General features: G+C 31.3%; 22 protein-coding genes. 8 read left to right on the top strand and 14 right to left on the bottom strand.

Going from position 1 to position 23,634, the window contains the following annotated elements:
• Positions 1–33 precede the first annotated feature (33 nt).
• The gene (locus tag SLH33_RS03100; RefSeq protein WP_320417614.1) at positions 34–1,329 is read left to right on the top strand and encodes a cell surface protein; all 1,296 of its coding nucleotides are present in this window, start codon (positions 34–36) and stop codon (positions 1,327–1,329) included.
• The gene (locus SLH33_RS03095) at positions 1,329–3,566 is read left to right on the top strand and encodes a TonB-dependent receptor (protein WP_320417613.1); all 2,238 of its coding nucleotides are present in this window, start codon (positions 1,329–1,331) and stop codon (positions 3,564–3,566) included. The genes SLH33_RS03100 and SLH33_RS03095 overlap by 1 nt, the downstream gene beginning before the upstream one ends.
• A 70-nt stretch (positions 3,567–3,636) precedes the next feature.
• On the opposite strand, the gene SLH33_RS03090 is transcribed toward SLH33_RS03095, so the two are convergent.
• From SLH33_RS03090 to SLH33_RS03065, 6 genes are all read right to left on the bottom strand, one after another.
• On the bottom strand, positions 3,637–4,437 hold the full coding sequence (locus SLH33_RS03090; protein WP_320417612.1) for an anti-sigma factor: 801 nt from the start codon (positions 4,435–4,437) through the stop codon (positions 3,637–3,639).
• A gap of 1 nt (position 4,438) precedes the next feature.
• Positions 4,439–4,966, bottom strand: a complete 528-nt coding sequence (locus SLH33_RS03085) for an RNA polymerase sigma factor (protein WP_320417611.1) — start codon at positions 4,964–4,966, stop codon at positions 4,439–4,441.
• A 78-nt stretch (positions 4,967–5,044) separates the two neighbouring features.
• Positions 5,045–5,932 (bottom strand): TIGR01777 family oxidoreductase, encoded by an 888-nt coding sequence (locus tag SLH33_RS03080; RefSeq protein WP_320417610.1) that lies wholly within the window; start codon positions 5,930–5,932, stop codon positions 5,045–5,047.
• Positions 5,926–6,498 carry a YdeI/OmpD-associated family protein gene (locus SLH33_RS03075; protein ID WP_320417609.1) on the bottom strand — a complete coding sequence of 191 codons (573 nt, stop codon included), beginning with the start codon at positions 6,496–6,498 and terminating at the stop codon, positions 5,926–5,928. Before SLH33_RS03075 ends, SLH33_RS03080 begins: the two co-directional genes overlap by 7 nt.
• Positions 6,499–7,833, bottom strand: coding sequence for a M28 family peptidase (locus tag SLH33_RS03070; RefSeq protein WP_320417608.1), 1,335 nt, complete (start codon positions 7,831–7,833; stop codon positions 6,499–6,501). It lies immediately after the preceding gene.
• 93 nt (positions 7,834–7,926) lie between these two features.
• Positions 7,927–8,277 (bottom strand): DUF6249 domain-containing protein, encoded by a 351-nt coding sequence (locus SLH33_RS03065; protein ID WP_320417607.1) that lies wholly within the window; start codon positions 8,275–8,277, stop codon positions 7,927–7,929.
• Positions 8,278–8,416: 139 nt separating this feature from the next.
• On the opposite strand from SLH33_RS03065, the gene SLH33_RS03060 reads away from it, so the two are divergent.
• Together SLH33_RS03060 and SLH33_RS03055 are read left to right on the top strand one after the other, a co-directional pair.
• On the top strand, positions 8,417–9,001 hold the full coding sequence (locus tag SLH33_RS03060) for a sigma-70 family RNA polymerase sigma factor (protein WP_320417606.1): 585 nt from the start codon (positions 8,417–8,419) through the stop codon (positions 8,999–9,001).
• Positions 8,988–9,401, top strand: coding sequence for a hypothetical protein (locus tag SLH33_RS03055; RefSeq protein ID WP_320417605.1), 414 nt, complete (start codon positions 8,988–8,990; stop codon positions 9,399–9,401). Before SLH33_RS03060 ends, SLH33_RS03055 begins: the two co-directional genes overlap by 14 nt.
• Before the next feature lie 74 nt (positions 9,402–9,475).
• Here SLH33_RS03055 and SLH33_RS03050 read toward each other — a convergent pair whose 3' ends face one another.
• The 8 genes from SLH33_RS03050 to SLH33_RS03015 form a co-directional block, all read right to left on the bottom strand.
• Positions 9,476–11,263: a DUF885 domain-containing protein gene (locus SLH33_RS03050; protein WP_320417604.1), complete on the bottom strand. Its 1,788-nt coding sequence runs from the start codon at positions 11,261–11,263 to the stop codon at positions 9,476–9,478.
• Positions 11,264–11,496: 233 nt separating this feature from the next.
• Entirely contained in the window at positions 11,497–12,249 is a 753-nt protein-coding gene (locus SLH33_RS03045) for an amidohydrolase family protein (protein ID WP_320417603.1), read from the bottom strand.
• Positions 12,250–12,469: 220 nt separating this feature from the next.
• On the bottom strand, positions 12,470–12,964 hold the full coding sequence (locus SLH33_RS03040; protein WP_320417602.1) for a hypothetical protein: 495 nt from the start codon (positions 12,962–12,964) through the stop codon (positions 12,470–12,472).
• Positions 12,965–12,983: 19 nt separating this feature from the next.
• Positions 12,984–13,397: an OsmC family peroxiredoxin gene (locus SLH33_RS03035; RefSeq protein WP_320417601.1), complete on the bottom strand. Its 414-nt coding sequence runs from the start codon at positions 13,395–13,397 to the stop codon at positions 12,984–12,986.
• An 86-nt stretch (positions 13,398–13,483) separates the two neighbouring features.
• The gene (locus SLH33_RS03030) at positions 13,484–14,335 is read right to left on the bottom strand and encodes an AraC family transcriptional regulator (RefSeq protein WP_320417600.1); all 852 of its coding nucleotides are present in this window, start codon (positions 14,333–14,335) and stop codon (positions 13,484–13,486) included.
• A 195-nt stretch (positions 14,336–14,530) separates the two neighbouring features.
• The gene (locus tag SLH33_RS03025; protein WP_320417599.1) at positions 14,531–15,169 is read right to left on the bottom strand and encodes a YdeI/OmpD-associated family protein; all 639 of its coding nucleotides are present in this window, start codon (positions 15,167–15,169) and stop codon (positions 14,531–14,533) included.
• Positions 15,170–15,273: 104 nt separating this feature from the next.
• On the bottom strand, positions 15,274–17,160 hold the full coding sequence (gene htpG / locus SLH33_RS03020; RefSeq protein ID WP_320417598.1) for a molecular chaperone HtpG: 1,887 nt from the start codon (positions 17,158–17,160) through the stop codon (positions 15,274–15,276).
• Between the two features lie 89 nt (positions 17,161–17,249).
• On the bottom strand, positions 17,250–18,797 hold the full coding sequence (locus SLH33_RS03015) for a hypothetical protein (RefSeq protein ID WP_320417597.1): 1,548 nt from the start codon (positions 18,795–18,797) through the stop codon (positions 17,250–17,252).
• A 136-nt stretch (positions 18,798–18,933) separates the two neighbouring features.
• Here SLH33_RS03015 and SLH33_RS03010 point away from each other — a divergent pair, with 136 nt between their 5' ends.
• From SLH33_RS03010 to leuB, 4 genes are read left to right on the top strand one after another with little or no spacing between them, the layout of a single operon-like run.
• The gene (locus tag SLH33_RS03010) at positions 18,934–20,109 is read left to right on the top strand and encodes a 2-isopropylmalate synthase (protein WP_320417596.1); all 1,176 of its coding nucleotides are present in this window, start codon (positions 18,934–18,936) and stop codon (positions 20,107–20,109) included.
• Entirely contained in the window at positions 20,109–21,491 is a 1,383-nt protein-coding gene (gene leuC / locus SLH33_RS03005; protein ID WP_320417595.1) for a 3-isopropylmalate dehydratase large subunit, read from the top strand. The genes SLH33_RS03010 and leuC overlap by 1 nt, the downstream gene beginning before the upstream one ends.
• A 1-nt stretch (position 21,492) precedes the next feature.
• Complete coding sequence (leuD, locus tag SLH33_RS03000) at positions 21,493–22,071, top strand: 3-isopropylmalate dehydratase small subunit (protein WP_320417594.1); 579 nt, start codon at positions 21,493–21,495, stop codon at positions 22,069–22,071.
• Positions 22,072–22,080: 9 nt separating this feature from the next.
• Entirely contained in the window at positions 22,081–23,196 is a 1,116-nt protein-coding gene (gene leuB, locus SLH33_RS02995) for a 3-isopropylmalate dehydrogenase (protein ID WP_320417593.1), read from the top strand.
• The last annotated feature ends 438 nt before the right edge of the window (positions 23,197–23,634 follow it).

The raw sequence follows: 23,634 nt of genomic DNA, 5'->3' as shown, positions 1-23,634 counted from the left end.
TCATTCTTTAAACCCTTAAACTTTATTTAAATTATGAAAAGCTTACATATATTAATGGTTTTATGTTTTAAATTTCTGTTGTTAAGTTGTAACACTAGTAGTGAAGAAAAAATAACGAACCCTAAAGATTATAATTTATACTTAGTAGATCATTTAGATATTGATTATACAAAACTTAAAGTAGATTTATCTTTTTGGCAAGATAAATTATATAGAACCCCTAACCAATATCCTTATTTAGCTAAAATAGCCAATGCTAACACAGCTTTATTTACAACTACTGGAGAAGTTAAATACCTAATAGAAGCCGAACAAACAATAAAAGAACTAAATAAAAAAACAAACTATAATAATTGCTCAAACTTACGCTCATTAGCTAGAAATTACATTTCTCAGCACAAATTTAAACAGGCTTTAAGTTTATTATTAAAAGCAAATGAGATAGGTGAAAATATAAGCAGTACACATAAAATGTTATTTGATGTGTATCTAGAACTGGGAGCTTATGATAAAGCAGAAAATTATCTTCATAAAATACAAAATTTTTCAGATTTTGATTATCTAATTAGAGCATCAAAATGGAATGATCATTTAGGTGATCTTAAAAATGCTATTCGCTTAATGGAAAAAGCTACAGGCATTGCTGAAGCATCTAAAAATAAAAACTTAATGATATGGTCTTATACTAATTTAGCTGACTTTTATGGGCATAACAATAATGTTAAAAAATCATATCAATACTATTTAAAAGCATTAGAATTAGATTCTCAAAACGCCTATGCTAAAAAAGGTATTGCTTGGATAGTGTACTCTTATGAAAAAGATTCTAAAGAAGCATTAAGAATTTTAAATGAAGTTTTAAAAAGTCATAAATCTCCAGACTATTTTTTATTGAAGGCAGAAATAGAGGAGTATACAGGTAATTCTAAAAACAAAATAGATAACATACAAATATTTTTAGATGAAACCAATAACATGCTTTATGGTGATATGTATAACCAATATAATATTCAATTGTTTTTAGATGATTTGAATAAACATGATAAAGCCTTAGAAATTATAGAAAAAGAAATCAAAAACAGGCCAACACCAATTTCTTATGATCTATTAGCTTGGGCATACTATAAAGAAAAATCATATAATAAAGCACTACAGGTTGCTAAAAAATTTGTTATAGGTAAAACATCTGAACCCCAAGTAATATATCATCTTGCAAAGATTTATAAAGCAAATAAATTAAATGAAGAAGCTTTAAAACTTAAAGAAAACCTGTTAGAAAGTTCATATGAACTAGGACCTTTAATGGTTGAAAAAATTAAAACAATCTAATGAAATTAACAATTAAAATAGTACTATTTCTACCATGGATTTTTTTTTCGAATACATTATATAGTTATCAACAATCTATCTTAGAAGGTAGAGTTATAGAAAAGGAAGGTTTACCCATAGAAAATGTTTACATATATAATAAAACTCAAAATACACATACTCACTCCTTATTAAACGGAACTTTTAAATTAAAGAAAACAAATGTAGGAGATACTATACAAATTGGTTTATTAGGTTATGAAAAACGTATCATAACTCTAACACAAAAGCATTTTGATAATCCCCAAGATTATTTTTTGAGGACGAAACTGGTGATGTTAGATGAATTAGTTTTAACTAAAGAGCTAAACGCAATTCAATCAATAACAAAAGTTGATGTTGAAACATCACCAGTTAATTCGTCTCAAGAAATACTTAGAAAAGTTCCAGGACTATTTATTGGTCAACATGCAGGAGGGGGTAAAGCAGAACAAATTTTTTTACGAGGATTTGATATTGATCACGGTACAGATTTAACACTTTCTGTTGATGGTATGCCTATAAATATGGTATCTCATGCACATGGGCAAGGATATAGTGATTTACATTTTATAATTCCTGAAACCATTCAAAAAATTAATTTTGGTAAAGGTCCGTATTACGCAGAAAAAGGTGATTTTAATACTGCAGGTTATGTTGAGTTTGAAACAAAAAAGAAATTAGATAATAGCAAGATAAGCTTAAGTATTGGAGATTTTAACTCATTCAGAACTTTAGCTATGGTAAATTTATTGAAAGATAACAACGCATATCTTGCTTTTGAATATTTAGAATCTGATGGACCCTATGTTTCACCACAAAACTTTAACAGATCAAATATATTTGGTAAGTACAGTATTTCAACTACAAAAAAAGATCAGCTTAGTTTAACTTTTTCTTATTTTAAAAGTAGATGGAATGCTTCAGGACAAATACCTGAGCGTGCTGTAAAAAACGGAAGCATATCTCGTTTTGGATCTATAGATGATACAGAAGGAGGTAATACATCAAGAGCAAATATAAATCTTCAATATGTAACATCTTTAAAAAATACAATAGTTAAAAGCAATTTTTTTTATACAGATTATAATTTTGAGCTATTTTCAAATTTCACCTTTTTTTTTAAAGATCCAGAAAACGGAGACCAAATAAAACAATATGAAAATAGAGAAATTTTAGGGTTTAATACTCAGTTCATTAATTCTACTTCATTGGGTAATTTTGATGTTGAGTTAACAAATGGTATAGGAGTAAGAAAAGATATAGTTAATAATATTGAATTATCACATACTAAAAATAAGGTAGAACGTTTAGAAAGTATTCAATTGGGAAATATAGATCAAAGTAATTTTTATTTGTTTTTCAATTCAGATTTTAAATCAGAAAAATTTACAATTTCTCCATCAATACGATTAGATTATTTTAATTTTTTATATGAAGATAAACGAGCACCAAATTCAGGAACAGCCTTATCTAATAGCAAAACAATTGTTACCCCTCATTTAAATTTTTTATTCAACCAGAACAATAATGTACAATGGTTTTTAAAATCTGGAATAGGATTTCACTCTAACGATGCAAGGTTGGTTTTACAACAAAACACAACAAATATATTACCCAAAGCGTATGGTTTAGATATAGGTAATATATGGAAACCGGTTTCTAATTTAATTTTGAATACCGCGGTTTGGTATCTGTTTTCAGAGGAAGAGTTGGTGTATGTAGGAGACGAAGGAGTAATTGAACCGAACGGAAAATCTGAACGTTTTGGTGTTGATCTTGGTTTTCGTTATCATTTTTCAGATTGGTTGTATTTAGATACCGATGCAACTATAACCAAAGCCATAAATACAGAATTGGATCCAGGTTTTAATTATATTCCATTGGCTCCTAAGTTGACCGTTACAGGAGGATTAGCAATTAAAAAAAAGAAAATATCAGGAAGTTTACGTTATCGATTTCTTGATGATAGACCTGCTAATGAAGACAATTCGATAGTAGCAAGAGGTTATTTTGTAACAGATTTAAATATGAATTATAAAATTCAAAAAAATATTACACTTGGTTTTTCTATTGAAAATTTATTTAATACCAATTGGAAAGAAACTCAATTTGCCACAGAATCAAGGTTAAGAAATGAATCTTCTTCGGTTGAAGAAATTCATTTTACCCCAGGAACTCCTTTTCTTGCAAAAGCAAAAGTAACTTATAGTTTTTAATACATAATCCCCAATGTAGAAAACGCCTAAAAACTCAGTTTTTTAGGCGTTTTATTTTATGTTACTTATTTTAAGAACTTATTGTACCTAGTGTATATAATTGATCTAAAGTTGGTGTTAAACTACCTCCTTCTGGTTCTAAAGTAATACCAAAAGCCTGAGATTCATTAACGTTCTTAATTGTAAAAATTTTAGTAGTATTAGCACTAAAGTTATCTATAGTACCTAAACTGGTAGGGGTTAAAGGATTCAGCTTTAAAGACCATAATTGATAAACTTTTCCCTTTGGAGGAATTGGAAGACCTTGTGCGTCTAAGTAAACGTTATTATTACTTTTATCCCAATAAATTTTTGCAAAAGTATTATCAAATTTACCTTGTCCTTTCAGAGGAACAGAAATTAAATCAGGGTTTCTAAGTACAGCTAATAATTTTTCTTGCGTGTTTAAATTTATTAATGAGCTGTCTAATTGTTTTTGAAATAATACTTTTTCAGAATTGGCAATATTTAGTTTATTATTTAAAGATTTGGTTTTTATTGTGTAAAAAATTAATGTACTACCTAGTAATATACTTGCAGCCCAACCACTATAGTATAAAAGTGATTTTTTTGGGTAAAGAGGTAATACTTTAGATGCATCTTCTTTCTGTTGAAGTATTTTAACTAAAACATCTTTAAATTGAGATTCATTTTTTGATGGGGCTAAACTTGCCGTTAAAGTAGAAATAACCTTTTCAATTTCTTTAACTTCATCTAATATTTCAGGATGCTCTATAATAATATCATGCACTTGCTTATTTTCCTTTTCAGATAAAGCACCAGCTATATATAGTTCCAATATACCAGATTCTATGTATTTCTTTTTATCCATCCTATTTAACCATTTCTCTTAAAGCATTAATACAATTTCTATTTTTAGTTTTAATAGTACCCAAAGGCATGTTTAAACTTTCAGAAGCTTCTTTTTGGGTATATCCTTTAAAATATAACAAATCAATAATTTTTTTACAAGTATCTGCTAACTGACTCACAAAACTTCTAATTCCTATTGAATCAGTTTTTTCATTAAGGTTATCATGTGTTCCTATTATATCTACGAAAATTTGATCATTAAGGTTTTTAGAATTGTTCTTAAAATCTTTAGATCTTACTTTGTCTATAGAAGTATTTCTTGCTATATTTAATAACCAAGTAAAAAGTCTGCCTTTATTTGGGTTATATGAGCTTGCGTTATTCCAAGCTTTAATAAAAATATCTTGGGTTACCTCTTCTGCAATTGTTGAATCTCTTACAATATTAAAAACAACGCCTAAAATGTTGTTATGATACATTTGATAAATAGTTTCAAAAGCTTTTACATTTTTTTGTTGAAAATTTACAATCAGTTCTTCTTCTTGCATGTATGTTTAATTAAAGTGTTTAAATATAATTAATACAATTTAAAAATGGTTTTTAATATTATAAAGTTTATCTACTAATTAATTATCATACAAATTAGTTAAAGCTTTATTTAAGCTGTGGTATTTAAAATTATAAAATGTACTTGTTTTCTCAGTAGAAATTCTACTTCCTTCTAAAATAATATTAGCCATTTTTCCGAAGACTAATTGTAAAATAAAACTTGGAACATGAATAGGTAAAACAGGCTTATGAAGTACTTTTCCTAATATTTTAGTAAAGGTCTTATTTGTTTCTGGATTAGGTGCTACCGCATTAAAAACTCCTATAAAATTATCTTTTTCTATAGCTTCTACATAAAGACTACATAAATCATCAACATGAATCCATGGCATGTATTGTTTACCAGAGCCTATAGGGGCTAAAAACAAAGGAGTGTTCATTCTGTCTAAAGCACCATCATCTTTAGCTAAAACTACTCCAGTTCTTAAAACTGTTACTGGAATATCGAGTTTGTTGAATTGAAAAGCTGCATTTTCCCAACTAACACAAATAGTAGATACAAAATCATTTCCAGGAGGATCTTTTTCAGTAAAAACTATATCTGTTGTAACAGCCCCATAATATCCGATAGCAGAAGCAGAGATGAATTTGTTAAGTGGAATGTTTAATTCTTTTACTTTAGAAAATAGAAGATTTGCAGACTGAACTCTACTATTCATCAATACTTTCTTTCTTTTATCTGTCCAACGTTTATCTGCAATTCCAGCACCTGCAAGATGAATAATATAATCGGTATTCTTTAGTGCTTTTTCATCAATATAACCTTCTTTAATATCCCATTTATATTGGTTTTTCTCTGAAGGATTTCTTGACAAAATTGCTACTTCATAACCTTTAGCTTCAAGAAGCTGTGTTAATTTTTGACCTATTAATCCGGTACCTCCGGTAATTAAAACTTTTACCATGTTCCTCTTTGTTTTTGGTTAGCTTTACACAATTTGATAATTTCTGTAATTCTTTTTTGCCGAGTAGCTTCTCTTTTAGCTTGATTTAACCAATACAAGTAGCTTTTTCTGTAAGAAGGAGCAAAGTTTTGGTAGTTTTCAAAGGCTATAGAGTTGAGTTCAAATTCGGTTTGTAAATCTTCAGGAATGATTAAATTTTCTACATCATCCAATGCAAACCAAGATCCGTTTTCTTTGGCAGTTTCTATAGATTGTAAACCATTTTGATGCATTAAGTCTTGCTCAATCAATTCTTCTATATAAGTTTTGTTGAGTTTACTCCATACACTTTTAGGTTTTCTTGGTGTAAAATACTGTTGTCTTTTACCGTTTCCTAAACTCTTTACGGTACTGTCAATCCACCCAAAACACAAAGCAACTTTTACGGCTTCTTCCCAACGCATTGAAGGAATATCCATTTCTACTTTGTAAAATATTAAATACACACCCTCACTTTGTGTATGATTTTCATGTAACCAATCATACCATAACTCATGATGTTCAAAATATAATTTTGGTTTACTCATTTATCTTATAATTTTTGAAGGAAAACTAACGATGCTTTCATGTCCGTTTTCTCCAACAGCAGATACGCCAAAAAAGTAGTTGTCTATAACAATTCCGTCAAGTGTAAACTCTGTAGTATTTTCAACATATTTAAAGTTGTCCCAAGTAGGGGAAGTGGTATCTCTCCAGTAAATTTTGTACCCTTTTGCTCCGTTTACTTTATCCCACTTTAATTTAGCAGATGCTTCAACAATACCACCAATACCGACATTTTGTGGTGATGGAGGAGCAGAAGCAACACTTGCTAAATTAATTGCATTTACAGCAGTTAACTTTTTTGCGTACTCAAAGTTTACAAACTTTAGTTTGTCTCCATATTCAATTCCGTTTTCGGTGCGAATATCTTGATGCTGTTGCGTGTAGTTTTCATGAGCTTCCATAATTCTGACACCTGGAAAACCAGCATCGTTAAACGGACGGTGATGACCACCGCGTCCAAAACGATCTAATCTGTAAATCATTTTCGGATTCATTTCCGGCATATATGTTTTGGTAGTTGTATAGATAAAACGGGCTAACTGACGAGAGACACCATCAACTTCCCCACCATAAAACCGTCTTGCTTTACGTTGTTGTTCTGTTTCAGTAGGAGGAACCGGTTCACTAAATATTCTAAAGGTTCTATTGTCAATTACTCCATCTACACCTTGAATATTTCCTATCATATCGTTGTTTAAAACTCCAACAATATTCCATCCTTTTTCTTGTGCATACTTCGCTAAACCTTTTCCTCCGAACAAACCTTGTTCTTCACCAGAAAGTCCAACATACATAATACTGTTTTCAAACTGATATTTACTTAAAACACGAGCAGCTTCTATAGTTCCTGCCATTCCAGAGGCATTATCATTAGCTCCGGGAGCATCATCTGTATAATTATTAGGATCAGAAATTCTAGAATCTATATCACCACTCATAATGATATAATTGTTTGGGTATTTTGTTCCTTTTTGAACAGCAACTACATTTACAACCCAAACATCTTTAGTTATACGTTGGTTAGTACCTTTTTTTACCAAATCTTTTTGATAAAAAACATCTAAACAGTTATTGCAATTGGATGCTATTTTTTCAAACTCAGATTTTATCCAACGTCGTGCTGCACCAATTCCTCTGGTAGCAGAAAGGGTGTCGCTTAAGGTATGACGGGTGCCAAAATTAGCAAGTGTTGTAATATCTGCTTCAATTCTTTTAGAAGAAATTCCATTAATTATATCGTAAATTTTAGTATCTGTTTGAGATACTATAATGTATACGTTACATAGGAAAAATAGGAAAGTAGTTAGTCTTTTCATTAATTTGAATTTAGACAACTAATTTACAAAACAAAAAAGAGAATGCTAATAAGCGTTCTCTTTAATCACAACTTTAATAAAGCTGTTATATTTTTACTCTTTATCTAAGTTTTTGGTAATGTTGAATCCTGCAAATAAACCTGCACCTGCCATTAAAAATATCATTGCTGGGTAAATAGCTCCTTCTTCTAACTGAGTATAGGTATGTAAAACTAATGCTATAAATACACCAATACCAATCCCCATTAATAAAAGAGATAAGTTTAAGACAACAACTTTCCAAAACGGAGCTGTTTTTTGAGGCTCTTTTTTAGAGAAGAAAATAGTGGCATCTGCACCTTTCTCAATTAATGCTAAACGCTCTTTATTACGAGTAGTAAAGAATAAATAAAAGATACCAAAAATAATGGCAAATAAAAACATAAATACAATAGCTGCTTCCATATACTAAATTTTAAAAGATTAATTTTATTGTGTTTGCAGGTAAGACATCTCACTTTTTAAAAAGGTTACAAAAAAGTATAAAAAATATTTTTTTAGAAAATGTGTAACCTTTTTTGTGCTAATTATGTCATAGAATAAAATGACTATTAAAAACGACCAAACTTATATAGATAAAGTGTTGAAAGGAGACACTAATGCCTATGCTTTTTTAGTGGAAAAGTATAAGGTTATGGTGTATTCTTTGGCGGTTAAAATGTTGAACAATAAAGAAGAAGCAGAAGAAGTTTCTCAAGATACATTTGTTAAAGCGTATAAAAATTTAGCTAAATTTGAAGGAAAGTCAAAGTTTTCAACTTGGTTGTATAAAATTACATATAGGAATTGTTTAGATGCTATAAAAAAGAATTCAGTAAGATATACTATAACAGATATTAATGAAATAACCTTTAATCAAATTCAAGCTACAGAAACAATTTTAGATGGTATTGAACGTGATGAACGAAGTAAAATTATTAATGATTGCTTACAAAAGTTGCCAGAGGAGGAACGAACCATTTTATGGTTGTTTTACTATCAAGAATTATCTTTAAAAGAAATTATTGAGGTTACAGAGCTTTCTGAAGCTAATGTAAAAGTCAAATTACACCGAGCAAGGAAACATTTACTTACCATTGTTAAAAAGAATGTTGAACCCGAAATAATTAATCATTATGGGAGAAAATAAACATATTGAAGAATTAGATGCTTTTGCAAAAAAGTATGTAAAAGAGATTACCGAAGAAAAGCCTTCAGGAAACTTTACATCAAGTATTATGAATGCTATTTTGGCTGAGGAATCGAAAAAAGTGTATCAAACCAATTATAGATTTTCTTACAGTATCTGGATGGTTTTAGGCGGATTTATTATTGCCTCTATTTATCTTTTGGTAAAAGGAAAATCGACAGCCATTACCTTACCTGAAGTAGATTTTGGAAGCATTCAGTTTCTTGATTTTGAAATGAGACATTTGCTAGATGCTGTCACATTTTCCTTAACCACTGTATATGCTTTTTTCTTTTTAACATTGTTGTTTGGAGTACAAGCATATTTTTTAAAGAATTATTATGAAAAGCGTTTTCAATAACAAAAAATCCCGAGAATTACTCTCGGGATTTTTTATTGTCAGTTCGATCGGAGTCGAGAACTACATATATTTTATTACTTTCTAGAAGTAATCCACTTATCAATCTTATTTTCTAATAAAGCTAACGGAATACATCCTGTTTCTAATACTTGATTGTGGAACTCGCGAATATCAAATTTATCACCTAATTCTTGTTCTGCTTTAGAGCGTAATTCACGGATTTTTAACTGACCAATTTTATACGATAAAGCTTGCCCAGGATTAGCCATATAACGTTCAATTTCTGAAATGATGCTAGCTTCGCTTTCTGCCTCATTATCTAATGAATATTGAATAGCTTGCTCACGTGTCCAACCTTTAGCATGCATACCGGTATCAACGACCAAACGGATAGCACGATGCATTTCCATACCTAACATTCCGAAATATTGATACGGATCTGTATACAACCCTAATTCTTTACCTAAGTTTTCAGTATATAAAGCCCAACCTTCACCGTAAGCACTATACCATAAGGTTTTTCTGAAATCTGGTAAATCCTGATTTTCTTGTGTTAATGAAATTTGATAGTGATGCCCAGGAATAGCTTCATGTAAAAACAATGCTTCATCAGAAAACACATTGTATTTTGACGCATCTGGAATTGGTGTATAGAATACTCCCGGACGCGTACCGTCTAATGATCCTGGATTGTACTCAGCACTTGCAGAAGCTTCTCTAAACTTTTCTGTTTGCTTTACCACAAACGGAGTTTTTGGTTTGTTACCAAATAACTTTTCTAATTGTGGCTTCATTTTTTCATGAATAGCGTTAAAGTTGTCAATAATTTGTTGAGGTTCTGTATATGGCATTAAATCTTTGTTGTTACGAACAAAATCAAAGAATTCTTTTAAATTTCCTTCAAAACCAACTTGCTGTTTTACAGCTTCCATTTCAGATAAAATTCTTTTCACTTCACTTAATCCTAACTCATGAATTTCATCAGCAGTCATATTGGTAGTGGTATAATTTTTAATGGCATGTTGGTAGTATGCTGTTCCTTGAGGAATTGCAGAAATACCACTTTCTTCTAATCCGGCAGCTAAGTAATCAGACGTTAAAAATTCATGCATCGCTTTAAATGATGGAATCAATTTTTGGTCTAACATCTTAGTATAATCAGAGGTTAATTGCTTTTTTTCTTCTGAAGTAAAGCTATCCGGAAAGTTTTTGATTGGAGAGTAAAATAAATGCTCTGTTAACTTGGTAGTTGCTAACCCTTCAAACTGTGGAATTACTTTGTTAATTAACGATTTTGGTAAAACGTAACCCTCTTTAATTCCTTGTTGCATACGCGTTTTAGCCGATTGTAACCAAACATTGAACTTGTCTAAACGACTTAACCAGTTTTCGTAATCTTTAACCGTATTAAATGGTTGTGCACTACTACCACTTGCCAATTGCCCCATGGTTAGGTTAACTGTCCACATTTGGTTAATAGGCATCAATACATCATTTTTAAAACTGTTTTGCGCTAAAGCAATATCACAATCCCAAGCTAAAACAGCTTTACTCATTTGTTGACTATCGGTAAGCTTGTTGTCTGGAAATTCATCTAACTTTGCTTTGTAGTTTGTGTAAAAATCTTTGGTTTTTAACACATACTCGTCAGACAAGGTATTCGGAAATTGATCGTTAAATCTATTATCACCAGCATAGGTTGCGTTAATAGGGTTTAGTTCTAACTTGCCCTCGTTATAGTTATGTAATAACTCATTAAAAGCAGTATTTGGCTCTGTTACTTTTGCTTCTTCTTTAGTTGGTTGCTTACATGAAACTGCAAGCATTGAAAGTGCTATAGCACTTGCAAATAATTTTTTCATGGTGGATTAGTTTATAAAATCAATCAAAGATATTAAATTAAGGTACTTGCAAAACTTTATAAAGAACTGTTTGTAATTATTTCAGCAATTTTAGGTAGAATTACAATATTTTTTTAGCAGTTCAAATAGAGTCAAAAAGAAATAAAAATTGCGTCTTGATGAAATTAGCATTCAATCTTGATCGGATAAAGATTGCATCTTGATGGAATAAAAAGCCTATAAAACCATGCGATTTAACGAATTATTTTTTGATACCATTCCACAGCATTATTGTAAAAAATATTTTCTTGCTCTGTGGTTGTAAAATTGTCTTTTATTAATTGAATATCTTTTATGCTGAAAGGAGTTTTTGCGCGAGTAGAAGGAAGGTCGGTACCAAATAATAAAGCTTTGGGGTTAATACAGTGAATTTTACGCATTACGGGTATAGGATCAAAATCAATTCTTCCAAAACCAGTTGCTTTAATTTTTACACCTTTTTTTGCCCAAAAATATATATCTGTCAGTCCTTTTTTTGTAAGACCTAAATGATCTAGAGAAAAACTAGGTAGTTGTAAAAGTTTAGATTTTAACTCTTTTAAATGGGCACTATCTACATACAGTTCTGTATGCCAATTGTACTCGTGGTAAAGTTTGTTAGAGAGCACAACCATGTTGTTAATGGTTTCTGACCCACCACGTTTTAAGTTAAAACGGACTGCAACTATGTTGGACTTTTGTAACCGATCTAATTCTTTTTGAGTGATGTTTATAGGAATATTAGCCACACCCACATAGTTTTTACCCAGTTGTTGTAAGGAATGGATGAGGTATTCTTGATCAAACTGTTGGAAAGACCCCGATACAATAGCACCACCTACAATATTGAAGCTTTGTGTATCTTTTTGATAATCTTCAATAGTAAAATAAGGTGGAAGATATCCGTTATTAGGAAATAAAGGAAAGTTTGGGTTGATGATATGAAAATGTGCGTCGAAGATTTTCATAATAATTTTTTAAAACCATTAATATACAAAAGAAAAACCTTCTTGATCATTAATTTTATAAGATGTTAAAGAGGTTTGTTTAACGGTTAAGCGTATAAGCAGTAGCGGATTTAATGCACTAATTCTTAAGCTAAGCATAAAGATAACTGAAAATCAGAAATTTTGATTTTAGCACTTTTTCCGCTACTGCTTATACATAATGCTAGTGGTAGGTTTTTTTCTATTTATTGATAATATTTGTTTTTCTCTGTTTTCTAAACTGCATGAATGAACCAACTATAAACACAACAAAAAATACCAATAGGGTTGATCCAATTAATGGGTCTGTTGGTGCTTTTGCCAAAGGATTTCCAATTGGAACACGGGTAAAAGTCTCATTAATAGTTGGAACCCAAGACAAGAAAAAACTAAATGATAATAGAAAATTCTCAAAGTACCGAAATTTATTGTTTCCTAGTTTTTTCTTATATAGGTAATAGGCAACCAGAACTAAAATCACAATGAACAATGCAAAAATATGACCTGGGTTAAAGCCGTTTTTCAATAAACCTAATGAGGTGAGTGAAGTAACAATAGTGAAATAAAAATAAATTTTACCTGTAGTATGCCATAGGTTGATTTTGCCAAATTTCACATAAGAAATAATGGCAGCAACGATAGCAATAATTCCGATAAGGGTGTGGAAAATACCCAAAGTTGATAGTCCTAATACCATAATTATAAGTTCTTTAATATTAAACCAGATGTGATTTTGAACTAATCGAAACATTCAAAACTTTGGAAATTAAACAGTTCTTTTCCGCATCTTTGGTTACAACATCAAATTCTTCTGCAGTTATGCCTGAAATATGTCCAGTAATATTGAGATGAACGCCTGTTATTCCGCTGTTATTCATATACACTTCAGCTTCAGTATCGAGAACTTCAGGATGGAGTCCTTTTTGGGTTAAAGCTAAACTCACAGCCATAGTAAAACATCCGGCATGGGCTGCGGCTAATAACTCTTCGGGGTTTGTACCTTTTTCTTCTCCAGTAAAACGGGTTTTAAAACTGTAGTTGGATTGGTTTAATACCTCGCTTGCAGTGGTCAAGTGTCCTTTTCCTTCTTTTATGGTTCCTGTCCAATGAGCTTTTGCTGTACGTTTCATGTTGTTTGAATTTTAAAATTTTGTGTCATTATTGACATTACAAAAATGAAACAATTTGAAACGAAGGATTTTTTTTAAAAGCTCAATTATTTGTCAATTTGGCTCAAGCGATATTGACTTGGCGAAATTTTATATTTTTCAGTGAAGTTTTTGGTGAAATTGACTAAGTCGTTAAAGCCACAATCGTGAGCAATATCAGAAATACGGCTATCGGAAACAAATAATAATTCGGCAGCTTTCTCCAATTTTTTGGTTTTAAGATAATGAGCGGGCGTGTCGTGGTACAGTTTTGAAAATTCTCTTTTGAAAGACGAAACGCTAAAATTGGTGAGCTGTGCTAATTCTTCAATACTAATTTGAGAATATAAATGTGCTTCTATAACCTGTTTAAATGAATAGGAAATTGGAGAGAATAGTTGAGAAAATATTGTTTTAATTAACTCTGAATCATGTGTCTGAGAGAGTAAAATGATGATTTCCTTCAATTTCAAAATCATCATTTCTTCACTGATTAAGGCAGGGTTTTCAAAATAAAACATCAAACCATCAATATATTTTTTAATCAAAAAATCATGATTGATTTTTCCACTCGATTGATTGGTGACTGCTTTACCTCGCTGTAATAGAGTTGGCAATTCTTTATCGTATATTTTTCTTAAAATATCAGGATGGAATGTTAAAATCACCACTTCACAAACGCCTTCAGATTGGGTGTGATGTATTTCTTTTCCTGAATTTAAGCAATTGAGAAACAACGAATATTCTGCAGGAATATCATACTGAAAATCTCTCTGTTGGTATTGAAGTTCGCCTTCTCGTACAAATAGCATACAGGCTCGTTCCTCTACAGGAAATTCATACTGAAACGGAGGAGTTATCACCAACCGCTGTAGAAATTGTTTTCCAAATAAGTCTATTTTTTGATAGTCGTTGACCATTTATGAATTAGTTAATCATTGAATTTGAAGATTGTATTATAGCACTACTGCTAACAGTGTTAAGAATATGAATTCGTTTTAATCATTTATATTCAACGTCAAACGAAGCTAACCTTTTTTCAGAAGAAAGTCAACCGAAAACTACGATAAATCAGTTAGTTTTTGTAAAAAGTTTGTAGTTTAAATAAAGAAATGCTATTTTCTTTTTGCTTTGTACTTATCATGCAAGCCTTCGCCATTTAAAATTTTAGGTGTGCATTTTTCTATTCTAGAAATTCTGGTTTTAGCTTGTTTAGGCTGAGAAAAATATAAAATATATCCTCTTTGTTTACCAGGAGTTAAAGCAAAAAAAGCATTTTTTAGTTCGCCATCAGTAGCTAATATATTTTCTAATTCTTCAGGTATGGGGTCTGAATTCTTTTTAACTATTACTTGTTGTCCACTTTTTTCAATTTCAATAGCTTCAAAAATCAAGGCTTTTATAATGATTTCGTTTTTTTTGATTTTAGTAGTATTGGTAAATTTTATAATTCTGGTAACATGAGAATTTTCACCTTGTTTTTCCAACAACTTTTGGGTATTACTCAATAAAGAACCTTTAAAGAATGTCAAACAACAAAAGTTTTTAAAAGCACTAATCATTACAACATTCTTTTTTTTATAAGTATAACACGGTACTCCCCATTTAATTTCTTCAGTTAAACTGGTTTCTAGTACAATGTTTCTCAGCAGTTCTAATTCTTGGCTCCATGTATGTACTTTACAATCAGGAGTTCCTCCAAGCTTACAGCGTCCGCATCCTTCGGATAAATATTCTTCAATAGTGCTGGTCATAACTTTATAAAAAATGGGTTTCTAAAGTACTAAATTCATGATAAACAAAAAACCTCTTTGTTTTTCAAAGAGGTTTTAAATAGTTTGTTTGTGGTACTACCACATTACTTAATTAAATCATACGAGCGTTTAATAAAGTCTGTTAACTCTTTACCGTGTAATAGGTTTTGCGATAATTTAGCTAAATCAAACGCCTGTGATATCAATTGCTTTTGTTTGTCTTCCTCTGCATTTAAAATATCAGAAACTAACTCATGGTTGGTGTTTACAACCAGGTTATACATTTCTGGCATATTACCCATTCCCATCATTCCGCCACCAGTTGCGCTCATTTCCTTCATTCTTCGCATAAACTCTGGTACCGTAATTAAGAAAGGAGACGCGTTAGAATTCATTGCCTCTAATTGTACTGTGTAACTAGAGTTGTTAATGGTACTTTCTAAAATTGGTTTTAATTTCTCTTTTTCTTCCTCAGAAAGTTTAGAAATTACCGTATCATCTTTCTTGATTAAATTGTCAATATGATCAGCATCTACACGCTTAAACTGCACTTTAGCATCACCAGATTCCATTTCTAGTTTTTGCATTAAGTGCGAAACTATTGGAGAGTCTAACAACAAAACTTCGTATCCTTTTGCTTTAGCATCTTCAATATACGAGTGTTGTGCATCTTTGTTTGCAGCGTATAAAACAATATGATTACCGTCTTTATCTGTTTGAGCGTCTTTCGTTTTTTCAACTAATTCATCAAACGTAAAATAGGTGTCGTTTACTGTTGGATATAACGCAAACTTCTTTGCTTTATCAAAGAACTTATCTTCAGAAAGCATTCCGTATTCAATAATTACTTTGATATCGTTCCATTTTTGCTCAAAATCTTCACGGTTGTTTTTGAATAAAGATGAAAGCTTATCAGCTACTTTTTTAGTAATGTATCCTGAAATTTTCTTTACAGCTCCGTCTGCTTGTAAGTATGAACGAGATACGTTTAACGGAATATCTGGAGAATCAATTACACCTTTTAGCATTTGTAAAAAGTCAGGTATAATACCTTCAACATTGTCTGTTACAAATACTTGGTTTTGGTATAATTGAATTTTATCTTTTTGAATATCTATGTTTTGAGATAACTTAGGGAAGTATAAAATACCGGTTAAGTTGAACGGATAATCTACATTTAAATGAATGTGGAAAAGCGGCTCTTCAAACTGCATCGGATACAACTCTCTGTAAAAAGTTGTATAATCTTCTGCTTCTAAATCCGCTGGTTTTTTAGTCCATGCTGGTTCGGTATTGTTAATGATGTTATCAACCTCTTTTGTTTCTGGTTTTGCATCTTCAGCAGCATCTTGCGGTAACGGTAAGGTTTCTGTTTTGGTTCCGAATTTAATCGGAATTTGATTAAAGCGATTGTACTTTACTAATAACTCACGGATTTTACCTTCTTCTAAAAACGATTGCTCATCTTCAGAAATGTGTAAGATAATTTCTGTCCCTCTGTCAGTTTTGTCGTGTTGCTCTAAGATGTATTCAGGAGATCCGTCACATGTCCAATGAGCAGCAGGTTCTTCTTTAAATGATTTGGTAATGATCTCTACTTTGTCTGCCACCATAAAAGCAGAATAAAAACCTAATCCGAAGTGACCAATAACACCAGTATCATTATTCGTGTCTTTGTATTTTTCTAAAAACTCTTCTGCACCAGAAAAAGCAATTTGGTTAATGTACTTTTCTACTTCTTCAGCAGTCATACCTAAACCTTGATCAATGATATGAAGTGTTTTGTTGTCTTTATCTATTTTTATTTCAATTTGCGGATTACCATATTCAACCTTAGCTTCTCCAATAGAAATTAAGTGTTTAAGCTTGGTAGTTGCATCTGTAGCATTTGAAATAAGCTCACGTAAAAAGATTTCGTGATCAGAATACAAGAATTTTTTAATTAACGGAAAGATATTTTCTACCGATACATTAATATTTCCTTTACTCATTTTTATCTATGTTTTTAATTTATTTATTAGTTCTGATACAGAAACGACAAAAAAAATACCAAACAAGATAAACTGACAAAATGACTTTTTTAAGGCAATTTCGATTTAATAATAAATGCAACCGGTTTGTTTTCAATCTTACTTTCTAGCCAAGACAGAATATCTAAATACAAAAAGGCTCTTTTCTCATAAGGATGATGCTCATAAGGTTGTAGTACATTATATACTCTTTTAAATTCTTTTTTGAATTCGTGCGGATAGAGATCACTTAAATTTCTAATACTTTCAATAAAAATTTTCTGAACAGCCTGTAAGTTTTTCATTTGAAGTAAAAATTTATAGGTATCTTTAAATTGACGTTCTAAATCGTAATCTAATCCATATTCATAATGGGCAATTAAACTAAGTATACGAGCAAAACACTGTAAATCGTCACCAACTTTTAAGTTTTTAGAATTGATGATTTTTGATAAGTATTCAATCGTTTTTTTGTAATTGCCGGCACCAAAGTACAAACATCCTATTTTGTAGTATAAAATAACGATGTGATGATTATCTAACCTATCTTCATATTCGTTAATTTTTTTATTGATGATGTCAACCAAATACTCACCCTCTGCAAAGGTTCCTTCTAAAAAATGCAAGTGTAATTTGTTTGAATATAAATACAAAAAGGACAACATTTCTGTATTACTATTCATCACTATTTCATTATTGGCAATCTCTTTTTCAAAACAATCAAGTTCTGATTTAAACTTAGCGTAATGTTTCAAAAAGAATAAAGATTCCAGAAAATAATTTTTCCCTTTTAAATAGAAAACTGGGTGGGTTTGAATGTTTTTTGGATCATCTTGAAACAAATCTACCCACTTATTTGAATATTTATAGCTCTGTAAAAAATCTTGAGTGAGAAAACTTCTCCATAAATGTGCTTTGTATAACCATAGTTTTTCACGAAATCCTAATTTTTCAAACTCGTAATCGGGCATTCTGGCTTCAAAATAAGAGTTTATTTCCTCTAACTCTTCATCACTTTTTACATAACCTCTTTTTAATAATAAACTATATAACTGAAGCGATAAATTAGAGAGTTTACTGGTTATTACATTTAGTTGACTAACTTCTTTAGCTTGTAAAGTTAATTCATCGGCTCTTGAACTAATACTTCTGGTAATATATTGGTTTTCAATTACTTTTTCTAATTCTATAATTTCTTGAGCCAAATATTTTTCTTCATAATCCAAAGCTACTTTTTTGGTTTTTTCGAGGATTTTTAAACTTTGTTTATACAGTCCTTTTTGATAAAGAATAGTAGCAAAATCGAGTTGTTCTCTAATCTGAATTCGTATGTTTTTGTGCTGCGGATTTAATCGTAAACTGGTTAAAATTTGTTTGTATAAATGAGACTTTAAATTAGAAAGTTGTTGTTTGCTTACAATTCCTTTATCTAGAATGTCTTTTTCATTGTAATATTTTTGCTTGTCTAAAAACTTAAAAAGGGCAAAAAATTTTGCATCAGTATTCCCATCCAATCTACTTACATATAAGTTAAATTGACGTTTTTCTGATTTAGTTAAAGACTTTATTAAAATAAATAAAGAATCATCATGTTTGTTAACCGTTGTAAAATTTTTCATTTCAACCTGTTGTTTTTTATAGGGTTAGAACGTTTTTTTAGTGCTCTAAACATCGTAAACTCTAATCGCTTATTTGTGCCTTCAGATAAAGCAATATATACATTTGCTTTTATGTTAGATAATTATTTAGACAAATATGAATAACGAAAAGGTCGAAATTTTTGATACTACATTAAGAGATGGAGAGCAAGTTCCAGGATGTAAATTAGATACGCACCAAAAACTAATTATTGCTGAAAGATTAGATGAGTTGGGTGTGGATGTTATTGAAGCAGGGTTTCCTGTATCTAGCCCTGGCGATTTTAATTCTGTAAATGAAATAGCAAAACTAGTTAAAAATGCATCTGTGTGTGGTTTGACCAGAGCAGTTAAAAAAGATATAGAAGTTGCGGCAGAAGCATTAAAATATGCCAGCAAACCCCGAATTCATACCGGTATTGGTACCAGCGATTCACATATAAAATACAAATTCAACTCTTCTCAAGAAGAAGTAATTAAAAGAGCAAAAGAAGCAGTTTCGTATGCTAAAAACTTTGTAGATGATGTGGAGTTTTATGCAGAAGATGCAGGTAGAACAGCAAACGATTTTTTAGCTAAAGTTTGTGAAGAAGCCATAAAATCCGGTGCAACAGTTTTAAATATTCCTGATACTACCGGATATTGTTTGCCAGAAGAATACGGAGCAAAAATTAAGTATTTAAAAGAGCATGTAAAGGGTATAGAAAATGTTACTATTTCTTGTCATTGTCATAACGATTTAGGATTGGCTACGGCAAATTCTATTTCTGGTGTGGTAAATGGTGCTCGTCAAATAGAATGTACCATAAATGGTGTGGGTGAGCGCGCAGGTAATACAGCGTTGGAAGAAGTAGTAATGGTGTTAAGACAACATCCTTATTTAAATCTTCAAACATCTATAAATACACAGCTTTTATATGACACAAGTTTAATGGTTCGTGAAAAAATGGGTATGCCAGTGCAACCCAACAAAGCTATTGTAGGTGCGAATGCGTTTGCACATAGTTCTGGAATTCATCAAGACGGAGTGATAAAAAACAGACAAACGTATGAAATTATTAATCCGGAAGAAGTAGGAGTAACAGAAAGTGCTATTATATTAACCGCCCGAAGCGGTAGAGCTGCATTGGCCTATAGAGCTAAGAAAGTAGGGTATGAGTTAACAAAATTACAGCTTGATATAGCTTACCAAACTTTTTTATTGTTTGCTGATAAGCAAAAAGAAGTAATAGATGAAGATATTCATAAAATTATGAAACAAGTGAGTAAAGTATCTAAAATAGCAGTTGCCTAATGAAAAAGACATTGTTTGATAAAGTGTGGGATGCACATGTGGTTGATGTAGTTAAAAACGGACCTCAAATTTTATACATTGATAAGCATTTGATTCATGAGGTTACAAGTCCGCAAGCATTTAACGAGCTAAAAGAACGAAACATTCCCATAGCAAGACCTGATAAAATTGTGGCTACTGCCGATCATAATACACCAACGGTCAATCAACATTTGCCCATTAAAGATCCGTTGTCTAAAAATCAATTAGAGCAACTTACTAAAAATTGTCAAGAAAACGGAATTACTTTGTATGGTTTAGGTCATGAGTACAACGGTATTGTGCACGTAATGGCGCCAGAATTGGGTATTACCCAACCGGGGATGACTATGGTTTGTGGCGATAGTCATACCTCTACACACGGAGCTTTTGGTACGATTGCTTTTGGTATAGGTACAAGTCAAGTAGCGCAGGTGTTTGCAAGTCAGTGTTTATTGATGGAAAAGCCTAAAAAACTACGAGTAAATGTATATGGCTCGTTGAAAAAAGGAGTACTTCCAAAAGATGTGATTTTGTACATCATAGCTAAACTAGGTACCAATTCAGGAACTGGTTATTTCTGTGAATATGCAGGAGATGTGTTTGAAGATATGTCTATGGAAGGTCGTATGACGGTATGTAATATGAGTATTGAAATGGGGGCGAGAGGAGGTATGATTGCTCCTGATGAAACTACGTTTGAATACATTAAAGGAAGAGAGTTTGCGCCTAAGGGAGAGGAATTAAAGGAGAAAATTGCCTATTGGAAAACCTTAAAAACAGATGAAGGTGCTGTTTTTGATAAAGAATATCATTTTGATGCAGAAGATATTGAGCCAATGGTTACCTATGGTACCAACCCGGGAATGGGAATAAAAATTACAGAAACGATTCCTAAAAATAACAACGAATCTTTTGAGAAATCATTGAGTTACATGAATTTTCAACAAGGAGAAAGCTTGATAAATAAGAAAGTAAACTACGTTTTTATAGGAAGTTGCACCAATTCAAGAATTGAAGATTTTAGAGTAGCAGCTAATTATATAAAAGGAAAAAAGAAAGCAAGAAATGTCAATGCATGGTTAGTTCCGGGTTCACAAAAAGTAGCAAAGCAAATTCAGGATGAAGGACTTCAAAATATTTTTGAAGCGGCAGGTTTTGAGCTTCGTCAACCGGGTTGTTCTGCTTGTTTGGCAATGAATGATGATAAAATCCCCGAAGGAGAATATTGTGTATCAACGTCAAATAGAAATTTTGAAGGTCGTCAAGGACAAGGGGCCCGTACTATTTTGGCAAGTCCACTTGTGGCAGCAGCAACAGCTATTGAAGGAAGAATTATTGACATTACCAAGCACCTCAATTAATATGGAAAAGTTTGTGAAATTAATAGATACGGGAGTTCCGCTGCCAACAGAAAATATAGATACTGATCAAATTATCCCTGCACGCTTTTTAAAAGCAACTGATAAAAAAGGATTTGGAGACAATGTGTTTAGAGATTGGCGTTTTCATAAAGACGGAAGTATTAATAATGACTTTGCTCTTAACCAAGATAAATATTCAGGGAGTATATTAATTGCCGGTGATAATTTTGGATGTGGATCGAGTAGAGAACATGCAGCATGGGCTTTAGCAGGATATGGTTTTAAAGTAGTTATTTCTAGTTTTTTTGCAGATATTTTTAAAGGAAATGCATTAAACAACGGAATCTTACCAATACAAGTATCCGAAGAATATTTAAAAAAGTTACTTAAAAAAGTATCTGAAGAACCAGAAACTACGATTGTAGTGAATTTAGAAGATCAAAGATTAAAAACACCTATAGGAAATATAGAATTTGATATCAATCCATATAAAAAAATATGTCTGTTAAACGGATATGATGATATCGACTTTTTATTAAGTAAAAAAGAAAAAATTGAAGCGTTTGAGGCTTCGCTATAATTTATAATAATGAAGTTTAATATTGCTATTATACCAGGAGACGGAATAGGTCCCGAAGTAACTGCTCAAGCAAAAAAAGCATTAAAAGCCATTGCAGAGGTTTATGATCACACTTTTGTGTATAAAGAAGGATTAATGGGGGCTTGTGCTATTGATGAAACGGGCAATCCGCTACCAGATGAAACATTGAATTTATGTAAAAAATCGGATGCTATTTTATTCGGAGCTATTGGTGACCCTAAATACGATAATGACCCAACAGCAAAAATACGTCCGGAACAAGGTTTGTTACGATTGCGTAAAGAATTAGGTTTGTTTTGTAATGTTCGTCCGGTAAAAGCTTACGATCAACTTATAGAGAGGTCCCCTTTAAAAAAAGACAGAATAAAAGACACCGATATTACCATATTTAGAGAATTGACCGGTGGAATTTATTTTGGTACAAAAGAATTGAGCGAAGATGGACAAACAGCTTTTGATGGTTGTTCTTATACCGTAGAAGAAATTGAAAGAATTGCTCATTTAGCGTTTAAGTCAGCACAAAGCAGACAAAAAAAATTAACATTAGTTGATAAGGCAAACGTGTTAGAAACCTCAAGATTATGGCGTAAAACGGTAACTGCATTATCAAGCCAGTATCCAGATGTAGCATTAGATTTTTTATTTGTTGACAATGCTGCAATGCAGCTTATTTTAAACCCAAAACAGTTTGATGTAATTTTAACTGAGAATTTGTTTGGTGATATTATTTCAGATGAAGCTAGCGTTATTGGCGGTTCTATTGGACTGTTAGCATCGGCATCTGTAGGTAATGAAAATGCGTTATTTGAACCCATTCATGGTTCATATCCGCAAGCAAAAGGAAAAAACACAGCAAATCCATTGGCTTCCATTTTATCAGCCGCAATGTTGTTACAGCATTTAGGGTTGCATACAGAAGCAGCGATAATTGAAAAAGCCGTACAAAAATCTTTAGAATTAGGAATCACTACGGAAGATATTAATTCAGATCAGCCTTTTTCCACCAATAAAGTAGGCGATTTTATTGAAGATTATATTTTCAATCAAGAAGATAATAATATCAATTTTCAGAATTTACATATGGGAAGAAGCACAATTATTTAATTTTTTTAAGTTTTTATTAGGAAAGTTAAAATAATTTTAGATATTTGTTAAATAAATGAAAAAACAAGTTTTAAATATCATTTCTATTATTATCGTTGTGATTAGTTCACAAGGATAAGGAAGTGTATTTTATTACAAAATAAATTTATAAAGGCTTCCTGAATTCAGGAAGCCTTTTTTAGTTTTTAACAGTATGAAAAAAATAGTAAGCATAGTAATCATCTTAATTATTGTCATTATTAGCCCCTTAACGGGTTGATACGGGAAGTTGCTATGCTTAAAAGCCTGTGTCAATATTTTGATGCAGGCTTTTTTTTATGGTGAACATCATAAAAATAAAATTACAAAAACCTAATAATCAATAATTTAACTGATTTTTAAATTCAATTGGTTTAGGAGAAAGCATAAAAATGGAATGTTTATAGAATAGTAAAAAAA

The sequence above is a fragment of the Tenacibaculum sp. IB213877 genome, assembly GCF_034043975.1.
In the GTDB taxonomy this organism is placed as follows: Bacteria; Bacteroidota; Bacteroidia; order Flavobacteriales; family Flavobacteriaceae; genus Polaribacter.
This window is presented reverse-complemented; position numbering and strand designations above follow the sequence as displayed.

What these genes read in the sequence shown, in the direction of transcription:
- SLH33_RS03025 (WP_320417599.1), bottom strand. Translation starts at nt 15,169, where the DNA reads ATGACCAGCACTATTGAAGAATATTTATCCGAAGGATGCGGACGCTGT.
- SLH33_RS03035 (WP_320417601.1), bottom strand. Translation starts at nt 13,397, where the DNA reads ATGAAACGTACAGCAAAAGCTCATTGGACAGGAACCATAAAAGAAGGA.
- SLH33_RS03100 (WP_320417614.1), top strand. Translation starts at nt 34, where the DNA reads ATGAAAAGCTTACATATATTAATGGTTTTATGTTTTAAATTTCTGTTG.
- leuC (WP_320417595.1), top strand. Translation starts at nt 20,109, where the DNA reads ATGAAAAAGACATTGTTTGATAAAGTGTGGGATGCACATGTGGTTGAT.
- SLH33_RS03060 (WP_320417606.1), top strand. Translation starts at nt 8,417, where the DNA reads ATGACTATTAAAAACGACCAAACTTATATAGATAAAGTGTTGAAAGGA.
- SLH33_RS03070 (WP_320417608.1), bottom strand. Translation starts at nt 7,833, where the DNA reads ATGAAAAGACTAACTACTTTCCTATTTTTCCTATGTAACGTATACATT.
- leuB (WP_320417593.1), top strand. Translation starts at nt 22,081, where the DNA reads ATGAAGTTTAATATTGCTATTATACCAGGAGACGGAATAGGTCCCGAA.
- SLH33_RS03010 (WP_320417596.1), top strand. Translation starts at nt 18,934, where the DNA reads ATGAATAACGAAAAGGTCGAAATTTTTGATACTACATTAAGAGATGGA.
- SLH33_RS03050 (WP_320417604.1), bottom strand. Translation starts at nt 11,263, where the DNA reads ATGAAAAAATTATTTGCAAGTGCTATAGCACTTTCAATGCTTGCAGTT.
- htpG (WP_320417598.1), bottom strand. Translation starts at nt 17,160, where the DNA reads ATGAGTAAAGGAAATATTAATGTATCGGTAGAAAATATCTTTCCGTTA.
- SLH33_RS03045 (WP_320417603.1), bottom strand. Translation starts at nt 12,249, where the DNA reads ATGAAAATCTTCGACGCACATTTTCATATCATCAACCCAAACTTTCCT.
- SLH33_RS03030 (WP_320417600.1), bottom strand. Translation starts at nt 14,335, where the DNA reads ATGGTCAACGACTATCAAAAAATAGACTTATTTGGAAAACAATTTCTA.
- SLH33_RS03075 (WP_320417609.1), bottom strand. Translation starts at nt 6,498, where the DNA reads ATGAGTAAACCAAAATTATATTTTGAACATCATGAGTTATGGTATGAT.
- SLH33_RS03055 (WP_320417605.1), top strand. Translation starts at nt 8,988, where the DNA reads ATGGGAGAAAATAAACATATTGAAGAATTAGATGCTTTTGCAAAAAAG.
- SLH33_RS03040 (WP_320417602.1), bottom strand. Translation starts at nt 12,964, where the DNA reads ATGGTATTAGGACTATCAACTTTGGGTATTTTCCACACCCTTATCGGA.
- SLH33_RS03065 (WP_320417607.1), bottom strand. Translation starts at nt 8,277, where the DNA reads ATGGAAGCAGCTATTGTATTTATGTTTTTATTTGCCATTATTTTTGGT.
- SLH33_RS03090 (WP_320417612.1), bottom strand. Translation starts at nt 4,437, where the DNA reads ATGGATAAAAAGAAATACATAGAATCTGGTATATTGGAACTATATATA.
- SLH33_RS03085 (WP_320417611.1), bottom strand. Translation starts at nt 4,966, where the DNA reads ATGCAAGAAGAAGAACTGATTGTAAATTTTCAACAAAAAAATGTAAAA.
- SLH33_RS03015 (WP_320417597.1), bottom strand. Translation starts at nt 18,797, where the DNA reads ATGAAAAATTTTACAACGGTTAACAAACATGATGATTCTTTATTTATT.
- SLH33_RS03095 (WP_320417613.1), top strand. Translation starts at nt 1,329, where the DNA reads ATGAAATTAACAATTAAAATAGTACTATTTCTACCATGGATTTTTTTT.
- leuD (WP_320417594.1), top strand. Translation starts at nt 21,493, where the DNA reads ATGGAAAAGTTTGTGAAATTAATAGATACGGGAGTTCCGCTGCCAACA.
- SLH33_RS03080 (WP_320417610.1), bottom strand. Translation starts at nt 5,932, where the DNA reads ATGGTAAAAGTTTTAATTACCGGAGGTACCGGATTAATAGGTCAAAAA.